The sequence below is a fragment of the Tolypothrix sp. PCC 7712 genome (assembly GCF_025860405.1).
GTDB classification, from domain to species: Bacteria; Cyanobacteriota; Cyanobacteriia; order Cyanobacteriales; family Nostocaceae; genus Aulosira; species Aulosira diplosiphon.
Genome location: NZ_CP063785.1, coordinates 4031162 through 4054987, shown reverse-complemented (window position 1 = coordinate 4054987; position 23826 = coordinate 4031162). Strand labels below are relative to the sequence as shown.

Below are 23826 nucleotides of genomic sequence, written 5' to 3'. Positions count from 1 at the left end.
AATAGCATTTTTATCAATTGGCAATTGATAGCAAACACCAAAAACCCAATTACCCATTCCTAAAACCCTAATTTCTCCAAAACTGGCTTTGTCGAAACAATATGTTTATCTAAACCCAATTCTTGAGGACTAACGCCTAACGCCAAAGCAATTAATTGCGGTAAATGTAATACTGGCAAACCCAGCTTCTTTTCAATTACCTTTTCTACTTCTGGCTGACGAGAGTCTAAATTTAAATGACACAAAGGACAAGGGGTAACCATACAATCAGCACCAGCCGCCAAAGCATCTTGAATATGTTTCCCCGCCATTTGAAAAGATTCGGTAGTGGCGTAACTAGATAAAGGCCAGCCACAACATTGTGTGCGTCCTCGGTAATAAACTGGTTCTGCACCTACAGCCCGAAACACATTTTCCATCGCTTCTGGGTTAAAGGGGTCATCATAAGGCATGGATTTTTGGGCGCGGAGGAGATAGCAACCATAAAACGCCGCACATTTTAGCCCACTCAACTTGCGGGTAACGCGTTTGGTAATCTCTGCTAAACCGTAATCTGTGACTAAGGCATAAAGCAGATGTTTAACTTCTGTATTACCGCGATAAGGTAAACAGCCTTCTTTTGCCAATAATCCATTCACTTGCTCAATATATGCTGGATTTTTGGTCTGACATTCTTTGAGCCGTTCATCAACATGACCGATGACACCTTGGCAAGTGCTGCAATGAGTTAGTAAAGGTAAATTCAACTCTTCAGCTAAAGCAATATTGCGCGCATTAACTGTATCTTCTAACAGTTGGGAATCTTCTTTAAAAGTACCCGAACCACAGCAAGCGGCTTTTTTCAGTTCAATTAATTCAATACCTAAAGCCCTGGTTAAAGCTTGAGTTGATTGGTACAGTTCCCGACAAGCACCTTGAGCAACACAACCAGGAAAGTAAGCGTATTTTAGACTTTGAGATAGCATAGAACTATAGCAGGTTGAGAACAATTGCCCTCAACAATAAATTTTTGATCTTCCCTTGCCAGTGTACATTGGAAGGCTATGTATCGGGATTTGGACATTGTAAAAAAAATCGGTAAGAATTGCAAAACAGAGACATGTTGAGAGTATATGCAATTATCTTGCGAATTCTATTGCCCTAGCTTGCTCCCCAGGAGCAGGTTGAGCAATTTTCACGCAGAAAATGCCTCAGTAACATCCCCAGCATTATCTAGCATGGTTTGGTGCCTAAATGCTCATTAAGAGTTGTTTTATGCGGCAATTACACGTGGTCAGGTTTTGTTTTGGGAAAACTTTGTGGCAGTATACGGGCGATCGCGCTTTCCGATAAGATGTATATGCTCAAAACAATGTCGCCCACAAAGAACAGATCATAGCAACTGGTTAAGGAAATTTTATCTATGAGCCAAGAGAACACTTTTGAAAGAGTGAAGAAAGTCGTTGTCGAACAACTAGGTGTTGAGGCCGATACTATCAAACCAATATCTACATTTGTTGATGATTTAGGAGCTGACTCCTTAGATATCGTGGAGTTAGTAATGGCTTTTGAAGAAGAATTTGATATTGAAATTCCCGATGAATCCGCTGAAAAGATTTTGTCGGTTCAAGATGCAGTGGATTATATCAACAGCAAAGCTCCTACATCTGCCTGAACGGTATTTGGGGATCGGGGATTGGGGATCGGGGATTAGGGATTGGGGATCAGGAAAAATTTAACTTAAATCTTTCACCCAGTCCCCAGTACCTAGTACCCAGTCCCCAATCCCCAGCCCCCAGTCCCTAATTACTAGTCACCTTTTTGCTGCTTTCTCGCCACCTTTAACTGAGTCATGACAGATTATAAACGTAAACGCGTTGTGGTAACTGGTGTTGGCGCGATTACACCAATTGGCAATACACCAGCACAGTATTGGGAAGGATTGTTAAGCGGTCGTAATGGCATTGATTTCATCACCGCTTTTGATGCCTCTCGCCATGATTGCCGCATTGCTGGTGAAGTCAAAAACTTCGATCCACATATTTATTTAGAGCGCAAAGAAGCCAAGCGCATGGATCGGTTTTCCCAATTTGGGGTGTCAGCGGCAAAACAAGCTATATCTGACGCGCGTTTAGAGATTAATGAACTGAATGCAGAACAGGTCGGTGTAATTATTGGTTCTGGTATTGGCGGTTTGAAGGTTTTAGAAGACCAGCAAACAGTCTACCTAAACCGCGGCCCCGATCGCTGTAGTCCGTTCATGATTCCGATGATGATCGCCAATATGGCGGCTGGATTAACAGCTATTCATACCGGAGCCAAAGGGCCAAATTCCTGCTCTGTAACCGCTTGTGCAGCAGGTTCCAATGCCATCGGCGATGCTTTTCGCCAAATTCAATGGGGTTATGCCAAAGCCATGATTTGCGGCGGCTGTGAAGCAGCAATTACACCATTGGGTGTAGCTGGATTCGCTGCAGCCCGGGCACTTTCAACCCTCAATGACCCAGCTAATGCCTGCCGTCCATTTGACCGCGATCGCGATGGATTTGTCATGGGTGAAGGTGCGGGAATTTTGGTGCTAGAAGAACTCGAACATGCTTTGAGTCGAGGCGCTCACATTTACGCAGAAATGGTCGGTTATGGGATGACCTGTGATGCCTATCACATGACTTCCCCAGTTCCCGGTGGATTAGGTGCAGCCAGAGCCATAGAAATAGCCCTGAAAGATGGGGAGCTAACCCCAGAGATGGTGAACTATATCAATGCTCACGGCACCAGTACCCCAGCTAATGATTCCACGGAAACAGCTGCGATGAAAAAGGCCCTAGGCGATTCTGCCTATAAAGTAGCCATCAGCTCTACCAAATCAATGACAGGTCATCTTTTAGGTGGTTCTGGAGGTATTGAAGCCGTAGCAACAGTACTGGCCGTCGCCAACGATCAAGTTCCACCAACAATTAATCTTCAAAATCCCGATCCAGAGTGTGACCTGGATTATATTCCTCACACCAGCCGCGCTCAAGAAGTCAACGTGGCATTATCCAATTCCTTTGGGTTTGGCGGTCATAATGTGACCCTAGCCTTTAAGAAATACCTCTAAGGGACTTCTAGTCAATAAATTATCCCTTTGCTGTGGGAGCAGAGGAGGCGGAGGAAGCAGGAATTTTAGATTTTAGATTTTGGATTTTAGATTTAAACCTAATCCAAAATCACAAATCCAAAATCCAAAATTGATTTTCCCCATGCCCAATGCCCCATGCCCAATGCCCCATGCCCAGATAAAGCAAATTTTGCCTATGATCTTTGCTCTCAAAATTGGATAATTTAATTGCTGGAATTCTTTAGAACATCACCAATTTATCTGCTGGTCGCTCTGCCGCAAGTTGGTGGTAACAGTATCATCGATTTCATTTCCAACTAAATCAACGGTTCAAAACAACCCAATTATTAGCTGGATTTATCACAGTCATCACTAAATATCCCGCTTGTCCATCAACAATTGGCAGTGGGATGATAAGAATAGGGGGAATGTCAAAACAATCAGGCAATCAATTTGGACAAAATCCAAGCTTTTTTTGCCTCCCCGGTAACTGTGTGAGCTACCAAGAGTGCTAACCCGTCGTTAAAAACAATCTTATTTATGGCTGTTGCAACCCAATCCCTCGAAGAACTATCTATTAACTCGATTCGCTTCTTGGCTATTGATGCCGTAGAAAAAGCAAAATCGGGACACCCAGGGCTGCCGATGGGCGCTGCTCCGATGGCTTTTGTACTTTGGGATCGCTTTATGCGGTTTAATCCCAAAAATCCCAAATGGTTTAACCGCGATCGCTTCATCCTGTCTGCTGGTCATGGCTCGATGTTGCAGTATGCCCTGCTGTACCTTTTTGGTTATGACAGTGTAACTATTGAGGACATCAAGCTATTCCGTCAGTGGGAATCCAAAACCCCTGGACACCCAGAAAACTTCATGACTGCTGGTGTAGAAGTGACTACCGGGCCTCTGGGTCAAGGGATTGCCAATGGAGTTGGTTTTGCGATCGCAGAAGCTCACCTAGCGGCTAAATACAACAAACCCGATGCCAACATTGTTGACCATTACACCTACGTAATTTTGGGTGATGGTTGCAACATGGAAGGTGTTTCTGGTGAAGCTTGTTCTTTCGCAGGACACTTGGGATTAGGCAAACTGATTGCTCTGTACGATGATAACCACATCTCCATTGATGGTTCTACAGATGTAGCCTTCACCGAAGATGTTTCTAAGCGATTTGAAGCTTACGGCTGGCACGTTCAACATGTAGAGAACGGCAACACCGACCTAGATGCGATCGCCAAAGCAATTGAAGCTGCGAAAGCTGTTACCGATAAGCCTTCTTTCATTAAGGTCACAACCACCATTGGTTACGGTTCCCCCAACAAAGCCAACACCGCTGGCGTTCACGGTGCGGCTTTGGGTACAGATGAAGTTGCATTAACCCGCAAAAACTTGGGTTGGGAATATGAACCTTTCGTAGTTCCCCAAGATGTCCTCAGCCACACTCACAAAGCTGTCGAACGTGGTGCAGGTTACGAATCTGAATGGAACAAAGCTTTTGCTGATTACAAAGCTAAGTATCCCCAAGAAGCAGCTGAATTTGAACGTTACCTAAGCGGTAAATTGCCTGATGGCTGGGATAAAGTACTACCCACCTACACCCCCGAAGACAAAGGACTACCCACCCGGAAACACTCCGAAACTTGCCTCAACAAACTTGCGGCAGTATTACCAGAGTTAATCGGTGGTTCCGCTGACTTAACCCACTCCAACTTAACCGAACTCAAAGGTAAGGGCGACTTCCAAAAAGGACAATACCAAAACCCCAACATCCACTATGGTGTACGGGAGCATGGTATGGGTGCAATTGTCAATGGTATCGCGTTGCACAGTTCCGGCTTAATTCCCTACGGCGCTACCTTCCTGATCTTCACAGACTACATGCGCGCACCCATCCGCTTATCTGCTTTGTCCCAAGCCGGTAGTATTTGGGTAATGACTCACGACTCCATCGGTCAAGGTGAAGACGGCCCCACCCACCAACCCATCGAAACCCTGGCTTCCCTGCGTGCTATTCCTAAACTGACAGTGCTTCGCCCCGCAGACGGTACAGAAACCTCTGGTGCTTACAAAATAGCAATTGAGAGAGCAAAGGCAAATGCTCCTACTTTGTTAGCGTTAACCCGTCAAAATGTTCCTAACTTAGCAGGTACCTCGATTGAAGGTGTAGCTAAGGGTGGATACATTGTGGTAGATAGCGAAGGCACACCAGATATCATCCTGATTGGTACTGGTTCAGAATTGAGCCTCGCTGTGACTGCTGCTGAAAAACTCACAGCCGAAGGTAAGAAAGTTCGCGTTGTTTCCTTACCTGCATGGGATTTGTTTGACGCACAAGATGCAGCTTATAGAGAGTCTGTATTACCAAAAGCCGTCACCAAGCGTTTGTCTGTAGAAGCAGCTTCTAGCTTCGGCTGGCACAAGTATGTAGGTAGTGAAGGCGCTACCGTTAGTATTGATACATTTGGTGCTTCCGCGCCTGGTAATGTTGTCCTAGAGAAGTTTGGCTTTAGTGTTGATAATGTATTAGCTAAAGCAAAAGAATTGTTGGGTTAATCGCAACAGCAAATTCTTGGAATTCTCTTGTAGGGTGGGCATCTTGCCCGCCTTTTTTTAATGGCAAAGTAAATGAATTAAGAGAAATTATAATTGGGGTAATAGATTCAAAATCAAAGAATATTATGCCAGAAGTTTATGGATATCAAGAAGCTCTGTTGGAGAGAATATCAAAAATTGTTGAACATTTGATGCAAAAGGATAGTAGCTACCAAAATTATTTAGATAAAAATAAAGCGATTCAAATAATATTTAAATACTACTCTGAAAAAGTTGCTATTGAGGACTTGAAAGCTATGTCTGATTTTAAATTAACGAGTTTTATTGAGGCAGATATGATGACTTTGTTATTGATTGAAGGAGAAGAGGATATAAATAATCACTTTTATTAGAGTTTATTTATCAAGTAAACATAAAATTAATGTAGGGTGTGTTAGGCGCTGATTTCCAATATAATTTGTCACGAAATAACTATCCTAGCGCCTAACGCACCATCCACGCGACGGTGCGTTACGCACGCCCAACAAAAATAAAATCCCCACATCAATGATGTGAGGAAAAGCTTGTGTGAGTCATTACATAAGTGTCCTACCACTCCCGAGTTTAAAATTCACAGGCAGAACAAATATCTACCTAAAGCATTAATTCTCAAAATTTGTGGTATTACAATTTTGGTGAATTCAATAGGATTGCTATAGAAATTTGCCAACAAAAATCTGGTGAGAAATTCAGGTAATAAACCTCAGACTAGATAAATAGTATTCGGTACGATCGCAAAGAAAGCGTACTCATACCAAGCAGTCCAAATGAAGCTACGAAGCCAACGTTGACGCTTTTGGGGGCTGATTTCGTATGCAAAAGCCCCAGCCGATGCATCAATAGATGAAAGGTGAGAGTTGCAACCACAGCCATGTTGATAGGTAAAACCGTATTTAGCAGCAATGCTTTGTACCCTCATTTGGATAGCAAATACTTTACCCGCGTGTAATACAGCATCCCAAGAACGTTTGTGTTCTATATCGCGCTTGTCAAATCTTAAAGCGCGTTCTTCAAACACATGATCTCGATAAATTGGCGCTAGATGGACATGATAAAAGCTGGCGGGTAACTCATAACCAAATTCTTCAAAAAGTTCGATGCCAATGCGCGCTACTTTTACCTCATCGGCATACTCTACACCCTTTGACTCGACATCGCGGAGAATTTCTGCAAAGTTGGGATAGCTACTAATCAGGAAATCTTGACCGTAGAATTCTAGGGTTTCTCTGGCTAACTGCCCAAATAACTGAGAAAAAGTAGGTTTGAAGTGAGCTAAATCTGGGCGATCGCTAAATAAGTCTACATCACCATGTTCCAATTTGTATTGAAACAACTGCGCCATCTCAACATAGCATTGTGGATCGCACATTCCCACATCAGCCACCCCTCTGGCGATATTTTGCCACACAGCAGGTAGTTGAGAAACAGTCACCGCATTTTCACCAGCAATGACCGTCACGCTAGGAGCTTCCAGAAGCTGCATATCTATTCTCCTTTCAGATATTAAGCTGCAATTTACACTAAGCGATCGCTTTTTTATTGTTCTCGACAGAATTAAAAAATCTTTGACAGACTGTCTTTTTATACGAGATGCAACTTTACTTCATCGTCAAAGTATCAAACTGTGCGCTTATATACCATCAGGGAAATTTGCGGTGCAGGCCATAGACTATTTGGTAATACGACAACCCGTCTTTTGACAGTAACTCCACTGTTATCGAGAATTGTCACACACCTCGATTTAAGCAGTGGTAAAGAAATGCTGTTGTTTGTCAAATCAGCCGCGATTGGTGTAGCTAAAAGCCTTCAGTGGATCGCAATGATGGCAATTCCCCTGACTGCTGTTTTAGGGAATGATGGTGTAGCTTTAACTGCCAATGGTCAAACCCAAGAAGTAAGTATTAAATTTAACGCCAAAGTCGGCAAACTGCCTTTTGAGTGTGGTAGAAGCTACGTTGGTTTAGGCAAACCAGCAACAAAAGTCACTTTCTCTGACTTTAGGTTTTATGTATCTGATGTTGCATTAGTTGATAGTAACGGCAAAACTGTACCCGTAACTTTAACCCAAGATAATAAATGGCAATATCAAAACGTAGCCTTGCTAGACTTTGAAAATAAATCTGGTGCTTGTGCAAATGGCACAGTAGAGACACGTAATCAAGTTATTGGCACAGTACCCAAAGGCAATTATCAAGGACTGCAATTTACTCTGGGTGTACCCTTCAATCTCAATCATGCTGATGTTGTGACAGCGCCATCACCACTGAATTTGACTTCACTTTGGTGGAATTGGCTATCGGGGTATAAATTTCTGCGCCTGGATTTGGCGAGTCAAAGTCTAGGCGCAAGTCCAAAGGATGATCAACATAGTCATCACGGACAAGGTTTCCCCATTCACTTGGGTAGTACTGGTTGTCAAGCTGCTGAAGGTAGTCAAAAACCCGCAAGTTGTAGCAATCGTAATAGAGTCAAGTTATTTTTTACGAAGTTTGATCTGACAAAGAATGTAATTATTGCCGACGTTGCAGCATTAGTAGCAAATACGAATTTAGCAGCTAATCAGCCCAATAGCCCACCAGGTTGTATGTCATCCCCTGATGATGGTGATTGCGCTGGAATTATGGCTAATATTGGTATCCCATTTGCTAATAAACCTACTGCTGGGCAAGCATTTTTTAGAGTGGAATAAAGCGATTTTAGATTTTGGATTTTGGATTTTGGATTGGTTACAAAAACAGTAGTGGCGTGTCTAGCCTTAAGTAGTGCATTAGTCAAACTCTTGTGGGATGGGCATCTTGCCCGTCCTGGGCGGACAAGATGTCCACCCCACAAGAAAATTATATTGCCACATTTTAGCCTTGCCGCGCCAGTAGGATGCGTTACGCTACCGCTAACGCATCATTGGCGGCGCTAAAATTGCGTTAACCAGTAATCATTTATCTTAAATATTGTGGCTAGCTAATGGAGAAAACTTAGTGGAATTTTTATCCGATTCCGTAGTGCTATCACGGATGCAGTTTGCGCTGACAGCCATCTTTCATATGCTTTGGCCTGTGCTGACTACAGGGATGGGCATTTATTTGGTGATTGTAGAGGGATTATGGCTCAAAACTCGTAATCCAGATTACTATCTCCATGCCCGATTTTGGTCTAAATTCTACGTCCTAAATTTTGGCATTGGTGTCGCCACTGGTATTCCAATGGAATTTCAGTTTGGTACTAACTGGGCCCCTTCTCGGAAGCTGTAGGCAATTTTTTTGGCAGTGTAATTGGGTTTGAAGCTTCTTGGGCCTTTATGCTAGAAGCGGCTTTTTTGGGAATTATGTTATTTGGTTGGGAAAGAGTAAATCCTACCATTCACTATCTTTCCACCATCTTGGTTGCTTTTGGTGCCAACTTGTCAACTTTGTGGATTTTGACAGCCAATTCTTGGATGCAAACACCCGCAGGTGGAGAAATGATCAATGGCAAGTTTATCGTTCACGATTATTTTCAGGCAATTTTAAATCCTTTTATGGTCAATAGTGTGCTGCATATGTTTTTTGCCACACTAGAGACATCTTTGTTTGTGATTGGTGGTATTAGCGCTTGGTACATTGTCAAGCAGCGCCATACAGCTTTTTTTAGTAAGTCTTTGAAGATTGCTTTAGCAGCTGCGATCGCAGTTGCACCATTACAAATATATATTGGGCATTTAAGCGGCGAGCAAGTTTATCACTATCAACCCACAAAACTGGCAGCAATGGAAGCCCAGTGGGAAAGCACACCCGCCGGACAACCTGCTGATTGGAGTTTACTCGCTATACCCAATGTTAAAGCCGAGAAAAATGATTGGGAAATTACCATTCCTAACGCTTTGGGATACATTTTGGAATTTAAACAGAATCTTTCCCAACCAGTACGCGGTTTAAAAGAATGGCAACCAGAGGATCGTCCGCGCATGGTAGGTTTAATTTATTACGCCTTCCGGGTGATGATTGCGATCGGCTTTTTCTTTGCTGGTTTAATGCTACTGAGTACCCTGCAATGGTTGCGAGGTAAACTTTCCGCCGAAAATATCGCGCAGCAGCGTTGGTTGATGTGGGCTTGGGTATGTGCTGCACCTTTAGGATACATTGCTGTAGAATCTGGTTGGATTGTGCGTTGTGTGGGCAGACAGCCTTGGACACTTTACGGACAAATTCGCACCGTTGATGCGGCTTCTCGGTTACCAGCTAGTAATGTCTTAGTTTCACTGACTAGCTTTGCCTTAGTTTATACCCTGTTATTTATTGCCGCGATGTACTTTGGTAGCCGGATTATTCGCACAGGGCCAAATTTAGAACTACCAATTCCTGGGGTAGAAATTACCAAACCCGCAATAGATACTACTCCTGGGGAGTTTGTACCCGATGAGCGTCCTGTAGAAGCACAACAGTAGGAGATGATATGGAGACGCTCGAGTATTTTCTGCCGCAAGTCTGGTTTGTAATCCTAGCTCTGTTTCTCTTCCTCTATGTCATGCTAGATGGATTTGATTTAGGGGTAGGTATTTTGTCTCTAACCTCCTCTGATGAAGAACGTCGGGGAATTTTGATGACTAGCTTAAGCAACATTTGGGATGCTAATGAAACTTGGCTAGTCCTCATGGGAGGAGGTTTATTTGGGGCTTTTCCTTTAGCTTATGGCACAATTTTAAATGCCTTGTATATCCCGATTTTCGTGATGGTGTTTGGGTTTATTTTTCGGGGTGTCGCCTTTGAATTTCGGGAATTAGCTAGACGCAAATTATTTTGGAATTTCGCTTTTGGTGCAGGAAGTTTTGCGGCTGCACTCGGTCAAGGTTTCGCTTTGGGTGCAGTACTCAAAGGTATTAAAGTGGATGAAACTGGACACTTTATCGGTAGTACCTGGGACTGGTTCAGTTTACCTTCAGTGTTGGTAGCATTGACCTTAATTCAAGCATACGTGTTGATTGGTTCTACTTATCTCGTGTGGAAAACCACGGGGGAATTGCAAGCAACACATTATAAAACAGCCAAAATTGCAGCTTGGACAACTCTCATAGGTGCGGTGCTAATTACAATTACCACACCAATAATTTATGAAAGTGCCAGAACTCGGTTGTTTCAGCAACCCCTAGTTTATATCTTTGCGCTCATACCCATACTGGGAGTACTGTTGATTTGGCAACTTTTACAAAGTCTGAATCTTAAGCAAGAACGAGCGCCTTTTGTCTGGACTATTCTGCTGTTTATCCTGTCATTTATTGGCTTAGGCTTGATTGTCTTTCCTTATATCATCCCACCACAAATTACGATTTATGAGGCAGCTGCCGATCCCAGTTCGTTGGTGATCATGATTATTTTTATCGGCTTTCTCATCCCTGTAATGCTGTTTTATAACCTTTACCAGTACATTGTATTTCGAGGTAAGGTGACTGGCGGTAACTACAGTGAATGATGTATTGCCATGAAATTATCTCGCTGGTTTACCCTCGCTATCATTTTTTTATTATCCATTTGTCTGTCAGTCGGACTGGGTAAAGCTTTCTCTGCTTCCTCAACTTCCGATTATGACTGGAATCTGCCAACTTGGATGCCAAAGCCAATTGTGCCAGCAGATAATCCGATGAGTGCTGCAAAGGTGAAATTGGGAAGACACCTGTTCTATGAGCAGCGCTTATCAATTACAGGTGAATTTTCTTGTGCATCTTGTCATATCCAGTCACTAGCCTTTACAGATGGTAAACCAATAGCTGTGGGAGCCACTGGCGAAAAACACCCGCGAAATTCTATGAGTTTGGCTAATATTGCCTACAATCCGGTGTTGACTTGGGCTAATCCTTTGATCACAAAGTTAGAAAATCAGGCTCTTGTGCCCATGTTTGGCGAACATCCAATAGAAATGGGTATGGTAGGAAGGGAAACACAAATATTGGCTATGCTAGAAAGCGATCGCCAATATCGGCAAATGTTTACTGCAGCTTTTGGTAAGGGAAAGGATGCAATTAGCCTCAGCAATCTCACTAAAGCCTTAGCTAGTTTTGAACGCACTCTCATTTCTGTTAACTCTCCCTACGATCGCTATCGCTTTGGCGGCGATGCTCAGGCGATTTCTGACGCTGCTAAACGAGGCGAGAAATTATTTCATAGTGAAAGTTTGGAATGTTTTCATTGTCATGGTGGTATTAACTTCAGCGATTCTGTGATTCACGAACGCCTAGCTTTTGTAGAAATCGCCTTTCATAACACTGGACTTTACAACATTGATGGTAAAGGAGCTTATCCACCTGATAATACAGGTGTTTATGCAATTACTGCCAAACCATCTGATATGGGTAGGTTTAAAGCTCCGACTCTCAGGAATATTGCTTTAACTGCTCCTTATATGCATGATGGCAGTATCGCTACCCTGGCGGGAGTTATCGATCACTACCAAGCAGGTGGTAGAACAATTCATACAGGAAAGTTTGCCGGAGATGGCAGTAAAAATCCTCTCAAAAGTGAGTTTATTTCCGGTTTTAAATTATCTGAGAGCGAAAAACAAGATTTACTGGCATTCTTGCACAGCCTGACTGATGAAACCTTTACTCACAACCCCAAACTAAGTAATCCTCACGGGGATAAGTCCGGCAGATCTGTCTTTTGATAGATAAAAAATATACCAAACGGATGAGTCAACTCTGATATAAGTCAGTCGATAATAACGATCGCTGGTATATTACTTTTTAGCCCGCCCTGAGGTGACTCAGGGTTTTATATTGCCCAGAATTCTCTTTAAAGAAATATTACATTAAACTACGGAATTTTCTATTGCAGTCATAGTGTAAATTTGCGATTGTCATAGAAGTTTCAGAGTAGTAAAGTGCTTGAAGTTTTGCATCTTACCGAGTTATTACAGAGAAATAAGTAAATACAGATGCATTTAAATTACCAAGTATTGAAACTTTCAGGGTCACTTAGCTAAATATTTCACTGAATTAAATAGGTTATCTAAGTAATGACGAATTCTTCTAGAGCCACTAGACTATGTTTTCAAAGAGATGATACAACGCCAGAGGACTTACGTTGTAATACTTCCATCTGCTCACGGCAAGTTAGAATCAGTTCGCTCAGAAAAACCGTAGTTACCAGCTATGGTTTTTTTTTGCGAAAAAATACTAAGAATTATTACTGGTAACATTTTTCTTTACATACCCTTTGTTAGTTTCAGTAAAAGCACGGGAAAAATAACATGGAACTGGATAAGGTATACATAAAAATTATGCTGTGTTCCTTACTCCAGGCTGGTTACAACCAATAATGTAATTGTGGAGTTATACAATGATTGAAAACTTGATATACATCACAAACAAAAATACAGATGCATTAATAGACATATTATTTGGGTTTTACTTAGATGGTGACGCGATAGATAGACAACAAATAGAACGCGAACTGATCGATTTAGGCAAAAAGCATCAGCTTGGTGGTAGCAATGAATTAGTCCAAAAATTGCGGAAGTTAGCAGCAGATAGAGGATTGTAGGCTATTGTCGGTTTATTGCCAAATTAGAGCAAAATAGTCAAAATAGACATAGTTACGCCATGATTTTGACATTCTTTTGTCAATTCCAGGTGCAATACTTACTATTACTATAGAATTCCTTATTGATTTTTGAAAATCTACGTAGTCTTTTCTCACCGAGAATACGTCATCACAGCTTTGAGAAGGTGCGGGATAAACTCCGTATCCGAATACTGAGATTGTTGTCAAAAATCAAATCGAATTGCTATATAAATTTTCCAGCCAGTGTTTACCTGCTGTGGCTGATTTCTTATATATCTTTGATTTTCCCATCGTCTGTGCAGTATCAATGCACACCCAGCCCTCAGATTGTATCTGAGGGCTTTTTTTGCCCTTAAATGTAATATTTATGACCTGAAAATTTGCCAGATGCAATCAATTTTTTAACGCTAAAATTAAAAAATATATTTTGTGGAATCAGGAACAATATATACTGAAATTTACTCAAATCTCATAAAAAACACTCTACCAAAAGATAGATAAAGCAGTTAATCATCCAAAAAGCTGCAAATATCAAGCAATAATCTAAACTTTAAAATTTGATAATGAAAATAGCTTTCGTAGTAGGGTATTTCCCCGTCTTGTCGGAAACATTTATTGTTAATCAAATTATAGGTTTGATTGCCCGGGGACATGATGTTGATATCTATGCATATCAACCAGGTAATACCGTGCAATTGCATCCAGATATAATTAAATATCAGTTACTAGGACGGACAAAATTTCAACCGTCAATCCCACAAAATTTCTTTTGGCGGTTGCTGAAAGCGGTAAAATTAATCATTGCTAACTTTCAGAAAAATCCCTTAGTCTTGCTGCGATCGCTAAATGTTTTCAAATATGGTAGATGGGCAGCTTCTCTAAGACTACTCTACTCAGTTATCCCATTATTAAACACAAAAACCTACGATATAATTCACTGTCAATTTGGGACATTGGCACGGGAAGGGATGGCGTGGCGGGATATGGGCGCGATTAGGGGTAAGCTAATTACTTCGTTTCGCGGTTATGATATTAGCTGGTTTGTCCATGAATATGGAGAACATATTTATGATGAACTGTTTACTAAAGGAGATTTTTTCTTAGCTAACTGCAAATATTTTCAAACCAAAGCCCTCAGTATTGGTTGCGATTCCCAAAAAATTGTTGTGCATGGTTCGGGAATTGATTGTAGTCAGTTTCAATTTAAAACCAGGCTACCACCTGAACCCAAAGGCAAAATTTATCTGGCTACAACTTGCCGCCTGATACCGAAAAAAGGTATAGAATACAGCATTCGTGCAGTTGCCAAGGTAGCGAAGATTTATCCTGATATCGAATACAACATTATTGGCGATGGCTATTTAAGAGATGAGTTAGCACAACTAATTCAAGATTTAAATGTTACTGAACAAGTAAAACTTTTAGGCTGGAAAAATCAGCCGGCAATTATTGAAATTTTAGATCAAGCGCATATTTTTCTGGCTCCTAGCATCACAGCTGATGATGGTAATCAAGATGCTCCCCTCAACACCTTAAAAGAAGCAATGGCTATGGGTTTACCAGTCATCAGTACCCAACATGGTGGTATCCCGGAACTAGTAGAAGATGGGATTTCCGGTTTTCTAGTTCCAGAGAGAGATGCGGATGCGATCGCAGAAAAATTAACTTACCTCATAGAACATCCAGAAATTTGGTCACAAATGGGTGCAGCAGGCCGCGCCTATGTGGAAACACACTATGATATGAACAAGCTCAATGATGAGCTAGTACAAATTTATCAACAAGTAATTGCTAATAATTTACCTCTACTACAACCAACTTTAGCTGTAGCAGGCAGGCTGAACTATGAAGCCTCAGGGAGTTAACGCATAGATGAATTTACCAGATATACCCCAAGTAACTATTGTTGTGGTTCCGCGAGAACGTTTTAGCTACACTCAGGAATCTTTAACCAGCGTCTGGGAGCATACGACTTATCCATTTAAATTAATTTACGTAGATGTCAATTCACCTGCTCATATTAGAGATTATCTTGCAGAGCAAGCAGCGCAAAAACAATTTCAACTGATTCGCACCGAAAAATATTTATCTCCTAACTGCGCCAGAAATCTTGGTTTGCGAGAAGTTAGCAGTAAGTATGTGGTTTTTCTCGATAACGATGTAGTTGTTACTCCTGGTTGGCTAGAAGCATTGATAGAATGTGCCGAAACGACAGAAGCAACTATAGTCGGCCCCCTTACCTGTCAGGGTACACCAGTACATGAAGAAGTACATTGTGCAGGTGGGGAAACTGGGGTGAGGGAAGAAACTAAAGGTGAAACCACAAGACGGCGGATTATTGAAAAGATTTATCTTCAAGGTAAGCGAGTAGTAGATGTGCAACCCCAGCTAAAACGAGAGGAAACTGGGTTAGCAGAGTTCCACTGTGTGCTGATCCGCACAGAAATATTCCAACAAATTGGTTTTTTGGATGAAGAGTTACTTTCTACCAAAGAACATGTTGATTTATGTATGTTAGTAAATGCAGCTGGCGGCACAATTTACCTCGAACCTGAATCCATCGTGACTTACGTTCCAGGGCCGCCATTAGAGTGGACAGATCTACATTACTATATGTTGCGGTGGAGCGATCGCTGGGAATTCTCTAGCCTGAAACACTTACTACAAAAATGGAACCTCAGCGAAGACGAATATTTTCAGAACAGGTATAAACGCTTGGGATCAAGACGGCATATGACAATTGTCCACCCCTTTGCGCGCAAATTTCCCGTCGGGAACTTTGGCTTTCGGGTAGTGAGTAAAATCCTGCGTCTGCTGGATCGGGTATTAAACCGTTGGATTACAACATGGTAAGATGTGCGATCGCGCCTTTACCACTTAACTAAGTATTTTGGACTCATAATTGAGTTTGGGGAAAAGGTTAAAGGGGAAGGGTCAAAGGTATTGTCTTTCCCTTTCCCCATTCCCCCTTCCCCTTTTTCCCCACCTATGTATACCAATTTGAAAAAAGAATACGACAAATATCTGACCTGATGAATCTTTTTATATGTCGTAAACATTCTTCAAATCGGTATTAGTTAGCAATTGGTAGATTTTTAAATGCTGCTGTATCTGGCACAAACAGGTCTACGTTTTTGACACCATCAGGAACCCTAATCCAGACATAAGCATCGGCTGATGCTTTGGGACGCAATTGTGCTAAAGAAACAGTTCCTGTTGAGCGATTTGCAGAAACTCCTTTATAGGTTTCACTGGTGTCAGGATTACGCGCAGTTGTATTCGCAATCGATATGATATCGCTACCACCAACACCATCCGTAGCTTGGCGACGGATACGCATCTGTAAATTTATCACGTCACGGTTTGCGGTTTCGGGGTCTTTAATCCGTTTTGCTGAAAGTATCTCAACTTCAGCCTTATTCCCAAAAGCAGGCTGCACAAATTGTCCAGGCTGAATCGCATTTGCCGAGGTAGCCGCGGGTGAGGGTGTTGTTTCTGGTGATGCTGATGCTGATGCGGTTGTTTCTGGTTCCGGGGGAACTGATTGTTTGGTAGAAATTGGAGGAACAGTATTAGTTTGTGTGCTAGTGCTAGTAGTATTTAGCGTCTGTCGCAGCGTGAACACTTCGTAAGCTGCATAGCCGCCACATAACAAAGCGACAGTAGAAAGGAATACTGCCACACCTGATAGAAATGTACTCACGCCATTACCTCAAATTCATCTTTCGTTTCCAGCAATTTTTACCTAAATAGAACACATTGTAGAAACACAGCAGTGCTGTGGCCTGATAATAAATGTGTTGCAAATACATAAAAACTACTGTCAATACAGGTTTGCTAACCTATCGCCTTTATAATGCCATAAATGTTGAAAATAATACATTTAACTAGGTTCGGATCTGTCTAATGTAACAGGGAGAAATCGTGAAGCGACAGCAGGATTTAAATTCACAGCTATCTGAAGTTATTTATACACCTGAGAGCCGCCTGAGACATCCCATTCAATTAGGTAAACAAATGTGGCGCGACTTGTTAGCTTCGCGGGAACTGGCTTGGCGGCTACTATTCCGGGATATTAGCGCTCAGTATCGTCAATCGTTTTTCGGTATAGCTTGGGCTTTTTTGCCACCAATAATTATGGCAGCAGGATTTACCTTAGCTCACGATGCTAATGTAATTAACATTGGCGCTACAGATTTACCCTATCCAGCCTATGTGATATTCAGCACTGCATTATGGCAAACATTTGTCGAAGCTTTAAATGGCCCAGTGCAAGCTGTAAGTGTAGCCAAACCAATGTTAGCCAGAGTCAATTTTCCCCGAGAAGCATTGATTTTGGCAAAAATTGGCGAAGTATTTTTTAACTTTGCTATCAAGTTAATTTTAATTGTGGCGTTGTTTATCTGGTTTAAAATTTCTGTAACTTGGACAGTAATTCTCGCACCTGTGGCGTTAATTAATTTAGTTTTACTCGGAATATTTATTGGGCTTTTATTAGCTCCTTTGGGGATATTATATCAAGATGTATCCAGAGGTTTAACTTTAATTACAGGCTTTTGGTTATTTTTAACTCCCGTAGTTTATCCTGTACCAAAACAAGGAATCTTCGGTTTTTTAGTTCAGCTTAATCCTGTGACTCCGCTATTAGTCACAGCCAGAGAATTAGCGACAACAGGTGTGATATCTAATTTTTCTGCATTTTTGATTGTTAGTGCCATTACTTTAATAGGATTAATCGTAACTTGGATTGTATTCCGGTTAGCTATGCCATTTGTCGTAGAAAGAGTCAGTTCGTAATTTGTAGTTCGTAATTCGTAATTTAGATAATGCTTGATGAGATTCAGCCTCAAGATTCCGATTTGTTGATTTCTGTAGATAATGTTTCTAAAAAATTTTGTCGAAATCTCAAGCAGTCTTTGTTATATGGCGTGCAAGATATTTGTACAGAAATCATCGGCGGAAATCGGAGAAGTGATACTCTACGTCCTCAAGAATTTTGGGCGCTAAAAGATGTAAGTTTTCAACTACGCCGGGGAGAAGCTTTAGGATTGGTAGGCGCAAATGGAGCCGGAAAAAGTACATTATTACGCATTATTAGTGGCTTGATTAATCCTGATACTGGCTATGTCAAAGTTAGAGGAAAATTAGCACCGTTAATTGCTTTAGGTGCAGGATTTAATCCGATTCTCACAGGGCGAGAAAATATCTATGCTAATATGTCAATTTTGGGTTTATCAACACCAGAAATTACAGCGAGATTTCAAGATGTGATAGACTTTGCTGGAATTGCTGATGCGATTGATGCACCTGTACAAACCTATAGTTCCGGAATGGCTGCAAGGTTAGGTTTTGCTTGTGCTGTACATATAGAACCCGATATTTTATTAATTGATGAAGTTTTGGCGGTTGGGGATATCAATTTTCGGGTGAAATGTTACCAAAAACTAGCACAACTAAGGCAAGCAGGTACAGCTTTTATTTTAGTTTCCCATAATCCCCATGTGGTTTTAAATGTCTGTGAGAATTCTCTGTATCTTGCTCAAGGTAAATTAATTCAAGCTGGAGAGACTGAAGCAGTAATTCGGCAATACGAAGAGGATTTAAGTTTAGCTGGTGCAGACACAGTTTTAGGAGTCATGTATTTACCAGAAAAACCCGAAAGCGAAAGTTTAGGAGTAGATATTATTTCTCTTTGTTTTAAGGATGAACAGGGTAATATATTAACTGCTCCCCTTTGTGGAGAACCAGCCTATTTATGCGTAGAATGCAAAGCTTATAGAGAAGTTGAATATGCTAATTTAGGCGTATTAATTACAGCTTTATCTGGACAGAACGAGCGAGTTTTATATATAACTTCCGCCAGCGATAATGAACCTTTAAAAATATTACCAGGTAGAATAGAAATCCAAATGCAGATGCCTTATGTTTGCTTGTTAGCTGGTGTATATACAGCCAAAATCTACATTAAAGAAGGTGTCTGTTCTTTTGATGTTGTCGAATCATTCCGATTTACTGTCAAAGCCAGCAAAATTACCAGTCGTTCTTTATTTTATCAACCAAGAAAATGGCAAGTTTTGAATAAATAATATAGCAGTTTGTCAAAAGTCTAAGAGACGCGATGAATCGCGTCTGTACAAGAGTCAAAAGTCAAAAATTATTTCTCCCAGTCAACAGTCAACAGTCAACAATCAACAATCAACTAATCACACTATTTTCATCGAGAAAATAATCTCTGCTAAAGCTTCTGCGGGGTATTTGTCTACCAGACATAGCTTTGAGTTTAGATGTAAAGGAATCGGTGCGATCGCTAATTTCGGGAGTAAATTGTCCAATGGGACTATGATTGGCTGCAGCGGGGAGAAACCGAGGAGAATTATTACTAGCTTGTGCAACAGCGTATTCAGGCTGCACACTTGGCTGTTCATCGGGGACAAATGCTGCTGTTTCTGCTGGTTTTTCTGGTTGAGGTACTACTTTTACAGGCGGAAGTTGTCTTTGATGATAGTCATGATTAACTTTGGTAGCTGATGCATCGCCTGTGGGAGATGATAAATGATAACTAGTTTTTTCTACAGAGAGGTTTTTCTTAGCTGGATATAAAACTGGTGATGGAATTGCGGTTAAGCTTTCAGGAAATTTGCTACAAATTAAGCGCTCAAATTCCATATTGAAATGATAAGTAGCCTGGCCTTTTCTGTGCCAGAAATTTAAAATTTGTTGTACGGAAACTGCTTTATAACGACCTTGATACAATGCTTCTATGACTGCAATATGTAGCCATTCAAGTGGGTAATGGGTTTTCCAACGCCTAATTAGCTCACTGGCGCTATAACCACTCAGGTCAAAGCTATAGTGAGTTAATAAGGCAGTGGCTAAATCGGGAAATGTGTCTGTAACTGGTGTTACCATTGAACTATTAGCTTCAGACATAAGTTAAAAATTTTACCCATTACAAATAGGCTAAAGTACTTTTAATTACAAGGGATTTACCCAAGTGTTTTTTTAATTAATAGGAAATGCTTCTTATTCTACTGTGTCAGTTAATGGTATGGGAAACAATATAGGGGGAATTAATTGCTGTTGTGCGTTGAATTGCAGCTAAAGCTTGATAAACCATCGCTGCTACTTCTGCACGTGTCGCTTCACGAACTGGCACAAGCAGCTTAGGATCTGGGTAATTAGCTACTATCTGCTGTTGAGTAGCTGTTGCTACAGCCTTCCGGGCATATTCAGGGATAGTATCCCGATCTTTATAAGTAACTAAGGTATTGCTATCAGCTGCTGGTAGGGCTAGTCCATTTACTAAAGAGACAATTACCTGTAGCCTTTGGACATTTTGATCGGGGCGGAAAGTGCGATCGCTAAATCCACTCACAAAACCACCGCTAGCGGCAATTTCTATGGCTTTAGCAGCCCAAAAATTCTTGGGTACGTCAGTAAAATCGATGGCTGCGCGTTTAGCAGTTGGGTTAAAGGCAGCTGCCACTAAAGCTGCATACTGGGCGCGAGTCATGGGTTTATCTGGCTGATAGGTACCATCGGCAAAACCTGTGGTTAAGCCCATGCTGACTAAGCCGCGAATAAAAGCTTCTGCCCAGTGTCCTTTCAAATCGCTGAAGGAAGGGATATCAACATCAGGGTTGACAATGTAAGGTGAGGCGATCGCTTTTTCTTGCCCAATAGCAACTAATGCCTGATAAATAATTGCAGCTACCTCCGCGCGGGTAATATCCCGCAATGGTTCTAGCTGTTCCGTTTTTGGATAGTTGACTACCAATAACTTTTGGGTAGCCACTGCCACCGCATTAGTAGCATAGCTAGGAATTTGAGCGCGATCGCCATATACAGTCAACACATTTGGGTTCCCCCCACTCCATTTCAATCCATTCACGATAGATACAATTGCCTGAATTTTTGTTAAGTTTTGTCCTGGTCGAAAAGTCCCATCAGGAAATCCACTAATAAAACCCATATTCGCCGCCCGCGAAATGGCTGATGCTGCCCAAAAATCTGGTTTGACATCCGTAAAATTACTGGCTTTACTACTGCTGGGTGGTGGAAAAGTCTTGGCAATTATAGCAGCATACTGGGCACGAGTGATCGGTGAATTGGGTTTAAATGAACCGTCGGGGAAGCCACTAATCAGGCCTTTACCTACTAAAGCTTCTACATAAGCGGCTGCCCAATGCCCACCTAGATCATAAAAGCTAGTGCCTAGTGATACTTGGGAAGGAGTTTCTATCGATGAAGAGAGAAAATCAACTGCACCTTTAACTTTGCTGGGATTTAATTGATTACCAACAGAAATTAGTTGCCCAGATGTGACATTTTGTAAATCGAATACTTGATTATCACGAAAAACATTACCAGCAGAGTCTTGATTACTCCCTAAATCGGGAAATGCATTGCCATTCACCAACAAACCGCCTTGGGAATTATTGGTAATTACATTTTGACGTAACACCGGTTTAGCATCGCGAGAAAGTGCGATCGCAGTCTGATTTTCTGTTAATTTATTATTTGCCACTAAAGGCGCAGCCGCATCACTAATTGCTATGCCGATAGAATTCTTTTGCAAAACATTCCGCAAAACTTCGCCCTTGCTATTACGTGCCATTGTCAACCCACTGGCAGCATTTTGCAAAAATACATTATCTAAAATTGCGGGTTTCGCTGTGCCTGTGGTAAATATGCCTTCCCTTGCACAATTAATAAAAGTATTATTAGCAACAGTGGGAGCAGTTGACTCAATCCAGACACCAGTCCCTTTAGGCGTGTTATTTGTCACAGTTACACCCCGAAGGCTGGCATCATTTAGCAGTAGCAGCGTCACGTTTTGCGCCCCAAAACTCGGACTCTGATAAGTACCATTCCCAATAATCACAATGCCAGCGCCTTTACTGGCTTCGTTACCCACCACAATCACCCCCGCAGGGATAATCAGGGGAAACACCTCACCGCTAGCGGCGCTGTATGTCCCAGAACCCAGTTGAATAATAGTAGATTGTGTAGAGGCTTTTAAGGCACGGGTGAGGCTTTTAAAGGGACTCAACCGTGAACCAGCGTTAGCATCATTCCCCTGTACGGAATTGACATAGATTGTGGTCACGAGGCTAGAGTTCACCATTAGTTGTTACTAGTCAATTGTTTAATTTTTGACGGCTTTAAATAATAACTCTAGTTATAATCACTCTGGGAACATTAAGTACATCTAAGCGAAAAATATATCCGAGTAAGCAGATTATACTGGCGCTATATCGTACCTACATCTTTAAATTTAATTAAAGGCACAGTAATTGTACATCTGCATGGGGCATAGGGCATGGGGCATAGGGCATAGGGCATGGGTAATTGGTAATTGGGCATAGGGCATTGGTAATTGGTAATAGGTGTTTGTTATTTTTCCCCCCTACTCCCCTGCTTTTTCCCAGTCCCCAGTCCCCAATCCCTACTGGTAACGATACATCAGCCGCAGTTCGCCCACTTCAGTTGTAAAACCCCAACGTTGATAAAAGGGCATCATCTCTGGTAAGCAGTAAAGCGCTATTTGCTCAACTTCTCGCAATTGGGGATGATTGATGGCTGCATCCATCAACTTAGCGCCAAGTCCTAGTTTTCTATAGGTAGGTTTGATAATTACATCGTAAATAGTTGCCCGATAGACAAAATCTGTCAGAATGCGGGTAAAACCAATCAATTCTTGGCTATCAGTAACAAAGGCAATAATAATATTTGATGCCACCAACATTTTGGCTACATCTTGATATTTACGATTTTTACTCCAAAATTCGTTTTTGTATAAATCTGCTAACTCTAAAATTTGATTTTCAGTCAGATGGTCAACAATTTGGTAGTGCATGATTTAGTCGTGAGCAATTTGATTAAGAGGTTATTTATAAAGTAAAACTAAAATTGCTGTAGGCTAAAATAGCGCTTACTTAAGTAAAAGTTACTGCCCAGATACCCGACTTTTTGAAAAAGTCGGGTATCTAAATCTCGCAAAGGAATTTTAAAAAATAATATAAAATTGCCAAATTATCAATAAATAAATTGAGCCAAACTATAAAAATCAAATTTTCTCAGCATTTCTAAAAAAGTGAATACTGCCGGCACATGGAGAGCCTTTGATAAAATGGCAACGCCAATAATTCTTTCTAAAGGTACAGGTAAACTGTATACTTGCACCTTTGGAGGAATCGGAACTGCTGCTAGCCGGGGCATAATAGCTGCTCTCAGCCCTTGGTTAACCATACTCACAACAGTAGTGTGAAGAGAGGAATTGTGCAGGGATGGGGTGCATTGATGAGCGAAGTAGAGGTAAAAATAAGCTCCGAGCGAATAGACGATATTCCATTAATAGTGGAATGGCTCAAGCGGATAGAAATAGCCAAGTATAATACCAAATCAAATAATGTTTGTGACACATCAATATATTCTAGAGCGCACGGCGTGCCCACTTGTGTCAACTTAATGTGAAACCCTCTTGGTTGCAAGGTTTTTGCCCTCACCCCCAACCCCTCTCCCACCAGGAGAGGGGAGCAAGAGATTTAATTCCCCTTCTCCTGCGGGAGAAGGGGTTAGGGGATGAGGGCGAGGGTTTTTGTACAACGCCCGCCCTATATAGCT

The 23826-nt window shown here is 41.6% G+C and carries 19 protein-coding genes and 1 pseudogene; 13 read left to right on the top strand and 7 right to left on the bottom strand.

The features are described from left to right. Positions 1-59 precede the first annotated feature (59 nt). Positions 60-965 carry a CoB--CoM heterodisulfide reductase iron-sulfur subunit B family protein gene (locus HGR01_RS16905; RefSeq protein ID WP_045869830.1) on the bottom strand — a complete coding sequence of 302 codons (906 nt, stop codon included), beginning with the start codon at positions 963-965 and terminating at the stop codon, positions 60-62. A 437-nt stretch (positions 966-1402) separates the two neighbouring features. On the opposite strand from HGR01_RS16905, the gene acpP reads away from it, so the two are divergent. The 4 genes from acpP (at position 1403) to HGR01_RS16885 (ending at position 6024) form a co-directional block, all read left to right on the top strand. Continuing rightward, positions 1403-1654 (top strand): acyl carrier protein, encoded by a 252-nt coding sequence (gene acpP, locus HGR01_RS16900; RefSeq protein WP_045869831.1) that lies wholly within the window; start codon positions 1403-1405, stop codon positions 1652-1654. Positions 1655-1831: 177 nt separating this feature from the next. Next, positions 1832-3079 carry a beta-ketoacyl-ACP synthase II gene (fabF, locus tag HGR01_RS16895; protein WP_045869832.1) on the top strand — a complete coding sequence of 416 codons (1248 nt, stop codon included), beginning with the start codon at positions 1832-1834 and terminating at the stop codon, positions 3077-3079. A gap of 540 nt (positions 3080-3619) precedes the next feature. After that, positions 3620-5632, top strand: coding sequence for a transketolase (tkt, locus tag HGR01_RS16890; RefSeq protein WP_045869833.1), 2013 nt, complete (start codon positions 3620-3622; stop codon positions 5630-5632). Between the two features lie 125 nt (positions 5633-5757). After that, the gene (locus tag HGR01_RS16885) at positions 5758-6024 is read left to right on the top strand and encodes a hypothetical protein (protein WP_045869834.1); all 267 of its coding nucleotides are present in this window, start codon (positions 5758-5760) and stop codon (positions 6022-6024) included. 350 nt (positions 6025-6374) lie between these two features. Here HGR01_RS16885 and HGR01_RS16880 read toward each other — a convergent pair whose 3' ends face one another. Further along, a complete protein-coding gene (locus HGR01_RS16880; protein WP_045869835.1) occupies positions 6375-7154 on the bottom strand; it encodes a hypothetical protein in 780 nt (259 codons plus the stop codon). Positions 7155-7367: 213 nt separating this feature from the next. On the opposite strand from HGR01_RS16880, the gene HGR01_RS16875 reads away from it, so the two are divergent. The 7 genes and pseudogenes from HGR01_RS16875 (at position 7368) to HGR01_RS16845 (ending at position 16053) form a co-directional block, all read left to right on the top strand. After that, complete coding sequence (locus HGR01_RS16875; protein ID WP_263420022.1) at positions 7368-8360, top strand: MbnP family copper-binding protein; 993 nt, start codon at positions 7368-7370, stop codon at positions 8358-8360. 286 nt (positions 8361-8646) lie between these two features. Beyond that, a pseudogene (locus tag HGR01_RS16870) lies at positions 8647-10091 on the top strand (cytochrome ubiquinol oxidase subunit I). A gap of 8 nt (positions 10092-10099) precedes the next feature. Continuing rightward, positions 10100-11113 (top strand): cytochrome d ubiquinol oxidase subunit II, encoded by a 1014-nt coding sequence (gene cydB / locus HGR01_RS16865; protein WP_045869836.1) that lies wholly within the window; start codon positions 10100-10102, stop codon positions 11111-11113. A 9-nt stretch (positions 11114-11122) separates the two neighbouring features. Further along, the gene (locus HGR01_RS16860; RefSeq protein WP_045869837.1) at positions 11123-12301 is read left to right on the top strand and encodes a methanobactin export MATE transporter MbnM; all 1179 of its coding nucleotides are present in this window, start codon (positions 11123-11125) and stop codon (positions 12299-12301) included. Positions 12302-12975: 674 nt separating this feature from the next. Beyond that, positions 12976-13179 (top strand): hypothetical protein, encoded by a 204-nt coding sequence (locus tag HGR01_RS16855; RefSeq protein ID WP_045869838.1) that lies wholly within the window; start codon positions 12976-12978, stop codon positions 13177-13179. A gap of 584 nt (positions 13180-13763) precedes the next feature. Next, positions 13764-15065: a glycosyltransferase gene (locus tag HGR01_RS16850; RefSeq protein ID WP_045869839.1), complete on the top strand. Its 1302-nt coding sequence runs from the start codon at positions 13764-13766 to the stop codon at positions 15063-15065. Positions 15066-15072: 7 nt separating this feature from the next. Next, complete coding sequence (locus HGR01_RS16845; RefSeq protein ID WP_045869840.1) at positions 15073-16053, top strand: glycosyltransferase family 2 protein; 981 nt, start codon at positions 15073-15075, stop codon at positions 16051-16053. 220 nt (positions 16054-16273) lie between these two features. On the opposite strand, the gene HGR01_RS16840 is transcribed toward HGR01_RS16845, so the two are convergent. Continuing rightward, complete coding sequence (locus tag HGR01_RS16840; protein WP_045869841.1) at positions 16274-16903, bottom strand: hypothetical protein; 630 nt, start codon at positions 16901-16903, stop codon at positions 16274-16276. A 221-nt stretch (positions 16904-17124) separates the two neighbouring features. Between HGR01_RS16840 and HGR01_RS16835 the strand changes: the two genes are divergently transcribed. Together HGR01_RS16835 and HGR01_RS16830 are read left to right on the top strand one after the other, a co-directional pair. Then, on the top strand, positions 17125-17997 hold the full coding sequence (locus tag HGR01_RS16835) for an ABC transporter permease (protein ID WP_045869842.1): 873 nt from the start codon (positions 17125-17127) through the stop codon (positions 17995-17997). Between the two features lie 29 nt (positions 17998-18026). Next, the gene (locus HGR01_RS16830; protein WP_045869843.1) at positions 18027-19286 is read left to right on the top strand and encodes an ABC transporter ATP-binding protein; all 1260 of its coding nucleotides are present in this window, start codon (positions 18027-18029) and stop codon (positions 19284-19286) included. Between the two features lie 109 nt (positions 19287-19395). On the opposite strand, the gene HGR01_RS16825 is transcribed toward HGR01_RS16830, so the two are convergent. The 4 genes from HGR01_RS16825 to HGR01_RS16810 form a co-directional block, all read right to left on the bottom strand. After that, positions 19396-20130, bottom strand: coding sequence for a hypothetical protein (locus tag HGR01_RS16825; protein WP_228045471.1), 735 nt, complete (start codon positions 20128-20130; stop codon positions 19396-19398). 106 nt (positions 20131-20236) lie between these two features. Further along, on the bottom strand, positions 20237-22327 hold the full coding sequence (locus tag HGR01_RS16820) for an S-layer homology domain-containing protein (protein WP_045869844.1): 2091 nt from the start codon (positions 22325-22327) through the stop codon (positions 20237-20239). Between the two features lie 321 nt (positions 22328-22648). Continuing rightward, positions 22649-23059, bottom strand: coding sequence for a GNAT family N-acetyltransferase (locus HGR01_RS16815; RefSeq protein WP_045869845.1), 411 nt, complete (start codon positions 23057-23059; stop codon positions 22649-22651). Positions 23060-23238: 179 nt separating this feature from the next. Next, a complete protein-coding gene (locus tag HGR01_RS16810) occupies positions 23239-23457 on the bottom strand; it encodes a hypothetical protein (RefSeq protein WP_228045472.1) in 219 nt (72 codons plus the stop codon). Positions 23458-23826: the final 369 nt, after the last annotated feature.